This is a genomic window from Streptomyces durocortorensis (assembly GCF_016901035.1).
GTDB classification, from domain to species: domain Bacteria; phylum Actinomycetota; class Actinomycetes; order Streptomycetales; family Streptomycetaceae; genus Streptomyces; species Streptomyces durocortorensis.
Genome location: NZ_JAFEUF010000318.1, coordinates 1 through 6628, shown reverse-complemented (window position 1 = coordinate 6628; position 6628 = coordinate 1). Strand labels below are relative to the sequence as shown.

General features: G+C 76.4%; 4 protein-coding genes. All 4 read left to right on the top strand.

The genetic code is table 11. The annotated features are described in order from the left end of the window. Nucleotides 1-98: 98 nt before the first annotated feature. From JS521_RS32540 to JS521_RS32525, 4 genes are read left to right on the top strand one after another with little or no spacing between them, the layout of a single operon-like run. Complete coding sequence (locus JS521_RS32540; RefSeq protein ID WP_205086495.1) at nucleotides 99-1760, top strand: CocE/NonD family hydrolase; 1662 nt, start codon at nucleotides 99-101, stop codon at nucleotides 1758-1760. After that, the gene (locus tag JS521_RS32535) at nucleotides 1757-3139 is read left to right on the top strand and encodes a YcaO-like family protein (RefSeq protein WP_205086494.1); all 1383 of its coding nucleotides are present in this window, start codon (nucleotides 1757-1759) and stop codon (nucleotides 3137-3139) included. The genes JS521_RS32540 and JS521_RS32535 overlap by 4 nt, the downstream gene beginning before the upstream one ends. A gap of 14 nt (nucleotides 3140-3153) precedes the next feature. Then, entirely contained in the window at nucleotides 3154-4791 is a 1638-nt protein-coding gene (locus JS521_RS32530) for a nitroreductase (RefSeq protein WP_205086493.1), read from the top strand. Then, nucleotides 4788-6527 carry an ABC transporter ATP-binding protein/permease gene (locus JS521_RS32525; protein ID WP_205086492.1) on the top strand — a complete coding sequence of 580 codons (1740 nt, stop codon included), beginning with the start codon at nucleotides 4788-4790 and terminating at the stop codon, nucleotides 6525-6527. The genes JS521_RS32530 and JS521_RS32525 overlap by 4 nt, the downstream gene beginning before the upstream one ends. Nucleotides 6528-6628 lie beyond the last annotated feature (101 nt).

Here is a 6628-nt window from a genome sequence, read left to right as displayed (position 1 = left end):
GTGCTCCCCGTCCCGGATGTCCCCCGGCTGCCCGCCCCGGCCCCGCAGGGCCCGCGCGCCAGGGCCGGGGTCGGGGTCGCCGCAGCCAAGGCCCGCCCGTGAACACCCGTACTGTGTACGTCCCCACGCCGGACGGCACCGCGCTCGCCACCGACGTATGCCTCCCGGACGGGGCACGCCCCCGGCCTGCCGTCCTGATCAGAACCCCCTACGGGCGCGACGCCCACCGTGCCGAGCTGCGCGGCTGGGCGGCGCACGGATTCGCCGCCCTCGCCCAGGACGTCCGCGGCCGCCACGGTTCACCGGGGGAGTGGCACCCCTACCGGAGCCACGAGAAGGCTGACGGCGCCGCCACGGTCGCCTGGGTGCGCGCGCAGTCGTGGAGCAACGGAGAGGTCGTCGCTGTCGGTGCCTCCTACGCCGCGTACTGCGCCCTCGTCACCGCACTCGACGCCTCGGACGCCGCCTCAGATACGGCCCGCGACGCAGCCTCCGATGCGGCCCGCGACGCCGCCTACCGCGACGGAGTCCCCGACGCCGTCATCGCGGCCGTTCCCGCGCTCGGCCTCGCCGAGACGGCGCGTGAGCCAGGGGGCCCCGAGCGGTTGTGGGCCCGGGCCGGCTGGTGGGCGGCCCACGGCGACCGTCGTGACTCCGACCCGGACGCGCTGGACCGCGCCCTGGTGGACGACCCCCGGCTGCTCGAACACCTTCCGGTCGCCTGCCTGGCGGATCGGCTGACCGCGCTTCTGGGGCGCGAACTGCCTTCCTGGCCCCGGCTCTGGGCCGACCGGGAACGCGGCCGTCTTGTCGAACTGGGCTCCACCGCCCGCCTTCCGCTGCTCGCGGTCGGCGGCACCCGTGACCCCTTCGCCGCGGACACCGTGGCCCTGTGGCACGGGTGGGGCGGACCGGCCCGGCTGGTGCTCGGGCCCTGGGGCCACCGCCTCACCGCCGACCCGGCCGCTCCGCCCCGCGCGCGCGTCAACCTCGGTTCGCTGTACGTACGGTGGGCCCGCGGCGCGCTCGCCGGCAACCTGAAGCCGACACGGCACGGCATCATCGCCCTGGGCGACAGCGGCCGTTGGCACAGCACCCGGGTGCCGGAGTCGCCGGCAGACCCGGCGGGGGCGGCGAGGTCGGCGAGGTCGGAGGATCCGGCAGAGGCGGCGGGGTCGGCAGGGTCGGATGCGGGGTGCCGCTGGCCCTTCGACTCGTCCACCGGTCTACGGCTGCTCCACGGAGCCGAGTTCAGCGCCGACCCGGACCGCCCCGTCCGCTCGGACGACCTCGCCGTCCCGGCCGACGGCGACCGTGCCGACCGCTGCCTGCTCCTCTCGCCGCCGCTGCCCCGCCCGCTCGACCTGGCAGGGGCCGCCGTCGCCCGGATCACGGCCACGGCCGACACCCCATCGGCCGACTGGGCCGTACGCCTGACCGCACTCGACCCGTCCGGCCGCGCGGACCCGCTCGCCTTCGGCATCGTCCGGCGCACCGGCCCGCCCGGCGAGGCCGCGGACATCACCGTGCCGCTCGGCACGCTGGGCCGTCGGCTGCCCGCAGGCACCCGGCTGCGGGCCGAGATCGCCGGACACCACTTCCCCGCCCACGCCCGTAACCCGCACACCGGTGAGGACCCGGTGACGGCCACCCGGCTCGTCCCGTCCCGCCGCACTGTGAACCCCCGGGGCAGCGCCCTCCACCTGCCCGTCGTCGCCCGACGCCGCTACGTCGAGCCCGTACCGGAGATATGCCGATGACCAGCGCCCTGTCCGTGCCGGCCCTGCCCATCGAGGCCCTCGTCGACCCCGTCAGCGGGATCATCCGCGACGTCGCACCCGTCGAACACCCCACCGGTGCGCCGCCCCGCTACACGGCGATGACCGCCGATGTCGCCGATGCCCGCCGCCTCGGGGCCTGGCCCGCCGACCGCGTCTCGCTCGGCACCACGTTCGGCGACCCCCGGGGCGCGTGGATCGCCGCGGTGGCCGAGGCCGTCGAGCGCTACTGCGGCAACCGCATCCCGCCGCCCGGCCACCTCCAGGAGCCCCGGCGGGCCACCGCCGCCGAACTGGCCGACGAGGGGCACCGCTTCTACGGACCCGGCGCGCTGCCGACGTACGCCCCCTGGCAGTACGGCCGCCCGGGGTTCCCGTACGCCGAACTCACCCCCGACACACCGGCGCTGTGGGCCCGGGCCATGGAGAACGGGGAGCCCTGCTGGGCGCCCGTCGCGCTGACCCACCTCAACTGGCGTCAGGGCGAGCTGCGTTCGCTGCCCCGCACCCACCACCTCAACTATGCGGGTATCGCCACCGGGCAGGGTCTCGACGACGCCGTCGAGCGCGGGCTCCTGGAAGTCGTCGAGCGCGACGCGCTGGAACTGTGGTGGCACCTGGACGGGCCCACCCGGGGCATCGACCCGGCGAGCGTTCCCGGGCTCACCGAGGACCTGGCCGGCTGCGGGCTGGACGTCCATATCGTGGAGATGCCCTCCGAGTTCGCCCCCTGCGTCGCGGCCCTCGTGCGCGATCGCGGGCGCGGCATATACGCGGCGGGGTTCGCCTGCCGGTACGACCCGGCGGAAGCGGCCCGCAAGGCCGTCCTGGAGGCCGTGCACACCTGGGTGTTCACACAGGGAACGGTGGACGCCGACGGGTGGGTGTACCGGGCGGTGGAAGCCGGGATGCTGGCCCGCGGCCTCTACCTCGACCACCGGGCCGACCGGCGCTATCTCGACGACAGCGGACCCGATTTCGCCGCCGTCCGGGACCTCGGCGCCCATGTCCAGGTCTGGCTGGACGACCGGATGGCCCCGCTCGCCCGCCGCTTCACCGAACCCGCTCTGGGCGTCGTCCCGGTCACCGCCATCGCCCCCGGCAGCCGCACCGCACTCGACGCGGCGCTCGCCGCCGGGGGACACCGTGTGATCACGGCGGACCTCACCACGGAGGACGTCGCCGAGACCACTCTGCGCGTCGCCCGTGTGCTGGTCTCCGGACTGATCCCCAACGCCCCGGCGGCCTTCGGCTACTTCGGCTGCCCGCGTTTCGCAGAGGCGGCGCTCACCCGGGGCTGGCGTACCCAACCGCCCTCCGGACCGGAGGACTTCACCCTCGCCCCGCCGCCGCACATGTGAAGGAGCCCGCCACCATGCCCGACACTCCGGACCGATCCGCCGTGCCCGCCTGCGGGGTGGACGCCGCACTGTCCGCCGCACCGGATCTCCTGCGCCGGGCGCTCGCGGCCGCCCGGTCGCCGCGTGTTCCGGAGCTTTCCCCGTACGTTCCGGAGCGCCCGTTCCCCTGGAACGGCCCCGCGCTGCCGCTGTGCGGGAGTCGGAGAGGGAGCAGGCATGGGACGGGATCCGGACACGGGCCCGTGACCGGGAGCGGGCCCGCGTCCGGAGCCGGATCCGAGTCCTGGTCCGGGTCAGGAAGCGGGCCTGTGCCCGGGGCCGGGCTCGACCTCGACCGTGTCCTGCGGCTGTCCCTGGCCGCGCCCACCGGCACACCCGGCCGACTGCGGCCCGTTCCCTCGGCGGGTGCTCTGCATCCGGTGCGCGCCCACCTCCTCCTCGGGCCCGGGTGCTCGCTGCCACCCGGTCGCCACGCCTACGACCCGCGCACCCACCGCGCGCACCTGCGCGGCCCGGCCCCCGACGGCGTACCCCCGGGTGCCCTCGTCGTCCTCACCGTGGCCGCGTCCCGTACCGTCGCCCACTACGGCCATCGGGCCTGGCCGCTGCTCCTGCTGGACGCGGGCCATGCCGCTGCCGCCCTCGCGCTGGCCGGGGCTCCGGGCGCCGATGTGCTGGTCTCCCTCGACGCGGACGGCGCCCTGCTGTCCGCCGCCGCCGGACTGCCCGCCGCCCCGGACTGGCAGGACGTCTGGCCCGGCACCGAGCCGGAACTGCCCCTCGCCGCAATCCGGTTGACGCCTCCGGGTGCGCCCGCGGGCACCGGAGCACCGCTGAGTGCCTGGGCCGCCCTCCCGCGTGCCGGGGCCCCGACACCGCGACCGGGCGCCGACACCGCCCCGCCCCGTGAACTCGCCGCGGCACGGCACCTGTTGCACCGCATCGCCGAAGCACCCGAGCGGCCCGGCGGTACCTGGCACCCGGCCCCACGCCCCGTACAAGTGACCGACGAGGCCCTGGAGGCGCGCCGGAGTGCCCCGCCCGGCGACCTGAACCGCCCGCCCGGCACGGACCTGCTCGTATCGGTCCTGGCCACCGCACGGGCCGCGCGGCCGGACGGCCCCACCTGGACCGCGGCGGTCGGTGGTGACGCCCCGGCCCTGTACGCGGCGGCTCCCGGCCCCCGAGGCCTCCACGTCCTCGCCTCCGGCGACACACGTCCCACCCTCGCCCACTGGGCCGCGCGCCAGCCGTGGATCGGGACCGCAGGCGCGGTACTCCTCGCGCACGGCTGCCCCGAGGACGCCCCGCCCGCCACTGTCCGCAGCAGCCACCTCGTCGCCGGATACGCGGCCGGAACGGCCCAGGCGCACGCCACCGCACGGGGCCTGCGCTCACGCCCCATCGGTTCCTGGCAGCAGGCCGACCTGGGCGCGGCGCTCGGCGACACCCCGGGCCGCGACTGGATCGTGCACGGCCTGGCCCTCGGCGCACCCCCGGCGCCGGCGGCACCGGGCGCGACAACGGTCGCCTCGGCCACGACCGAGGCCACGTCAGCCACGACCGAAGCGACCCCGGCCACAACAGCCACCACCCCACCCACGGCACCCGCCGCCCTCACAGCCCCGCCCGGCCAGGAAGAACGCCCATGATGCTCCACCCCGAACTCCTGCGCGCCGCGCACACCGCGCGCCGCCCGCTCGGCCTCGCCTCGGCACTGCTCGCGGCGGTCACCGCCACCCACCTCACCCAGGCCGTCCTCCTCGCCCTCGTGCTCTCCCGGATCGCCCAGGGGGAGACGGCAGCCCTCGCCCCGCTGCTCGGCGCCGTGATCGCCGTCGTCCTGGTCCGGGCCGCCCTCGGCCGCGCCCAGCGCCTGACCGCCGTCACCGCCGGTGCGACCGTACGGGTGAGGCTGCGCGACACGCTGCTGGAGCGGCTCGGCGCGCTCGGCCCCACCGCGATCACCGGTGCGCGGGCCGGAGCCGTACGGGCCACGCTGGTGGACGGGGTCGAGGGCGTCGACGCGTACATCTCGCGCTACCTGCCCCAGGCCCTCATCACCTGCGCCGTTCCTCCGCTGCTGCTCGTCGCCGTCGCCCTCGTCGAGCCGTACGCGGCCCTCGCCCTCGGCCCCGCCCTGCTGCTCGCCCTCTTCGGGCCGCGCTGGTGGGACCGGCTGCTGGCGCGGCGCGGCAAGGAGCACTGGGACACCTACGAAGCCCTCGCCGCCGACTATCTGGAGGCGCTCCAAGGGATGCCGACGCTGCGCAACGCCGGTGCCGTAGGCCGCGTACGGGAACGGCTGGAGCGGCGGTCGGCCGCCCTCCACCGGAGCACCGTCGCCAAACTCCGGGTCTCGCTCGTCGACACCGGCCTCACCGACCTGGCCGTCCAGGGCGGTACGGTCGCCGCCGTTCTGGTGGCGTGCTCCTCGGCCGCCACCGGCCGTACCGCCGCCACCGGCACGTACCTCCTGCTGCTGCTCGCCTCCGAGTGCTTCCGCCCCGTCCGCGATCTCTCCCGCGAGTGGCACGCGGGCTACCTCGGGGTGTCCGCGGCCGATGGAATCGCCACCCTGCGCACCGCCGAAGCCGCCGTCCCGGACCGGGGCACCGTCACCGCCGCCTGGGGGAACGCGCCCGAAATCCGTTTCGAGGGCGTGCACTTCACGCACCCCGGGAGTGCGCGGCCCGCCCTCGACGGGGTTTCCTTCACCGCCGCCCCCGGGCGCACCACCGCCGTCGTCGGCCCGTCCGGCGCGGGGAAGTCGACCGTGCTGAGCCTGCTGCTGCGGCAACGCGACCCGGACGGCGGACGCGTCACCGTATCCGGGACGGACACCGCCGCGTACACCCTCGCCTCGCTGCGCCGGGGCATCGCCGTGGTCTCGCAGGAGACGTACCTCTTCCACGCCACGATCGCGGAGAACCTGCGCATCGCCCGGCCGGCCGCCACGGACGACCAACTGCGTACCGCCGCCCGCACCGCCGGGATCGACGAGGAGATCGCCCGGCTGCCGGACGGTTACGCCACCCTCGTGGGCGAACGCGGCGCCACGCTCTCCGGCGGACAGCGCCAACGGCTCGCCCTGGCAAGGGCGTTGCTGGCCGATGCCCCGGTACTGATCCTGGACGAGGCCACCAGCGCGGTCGACGAACGCGGTCAGGCGCGCATCGTCCGGGAACTGGCGGCGGCCGGCCGCGGCCGCACCTGCATCGTCGTCGCCCACCGGCTCGACGCCGTACGCCACGCCGACCACATCGTCGTCCTCGACGCGGGCCGGGTCGCCGCGGCGGGCGACCACACCACCCTGCTCGCGGGCGGCGGCGTCTACGCCTCGCTCGTCGCGGCCGGACGCACCGCACAGGAGGAACGCGCCGCATGACTTCGACCCCGCCCCAGGCCCAGGCCCAGGGCCAGACCCCGCCCCAGGCCCAGACCCCCGCCCCGGCAGATCCCGCCCGGCCCTCTGAGCCCGGCCCCAAC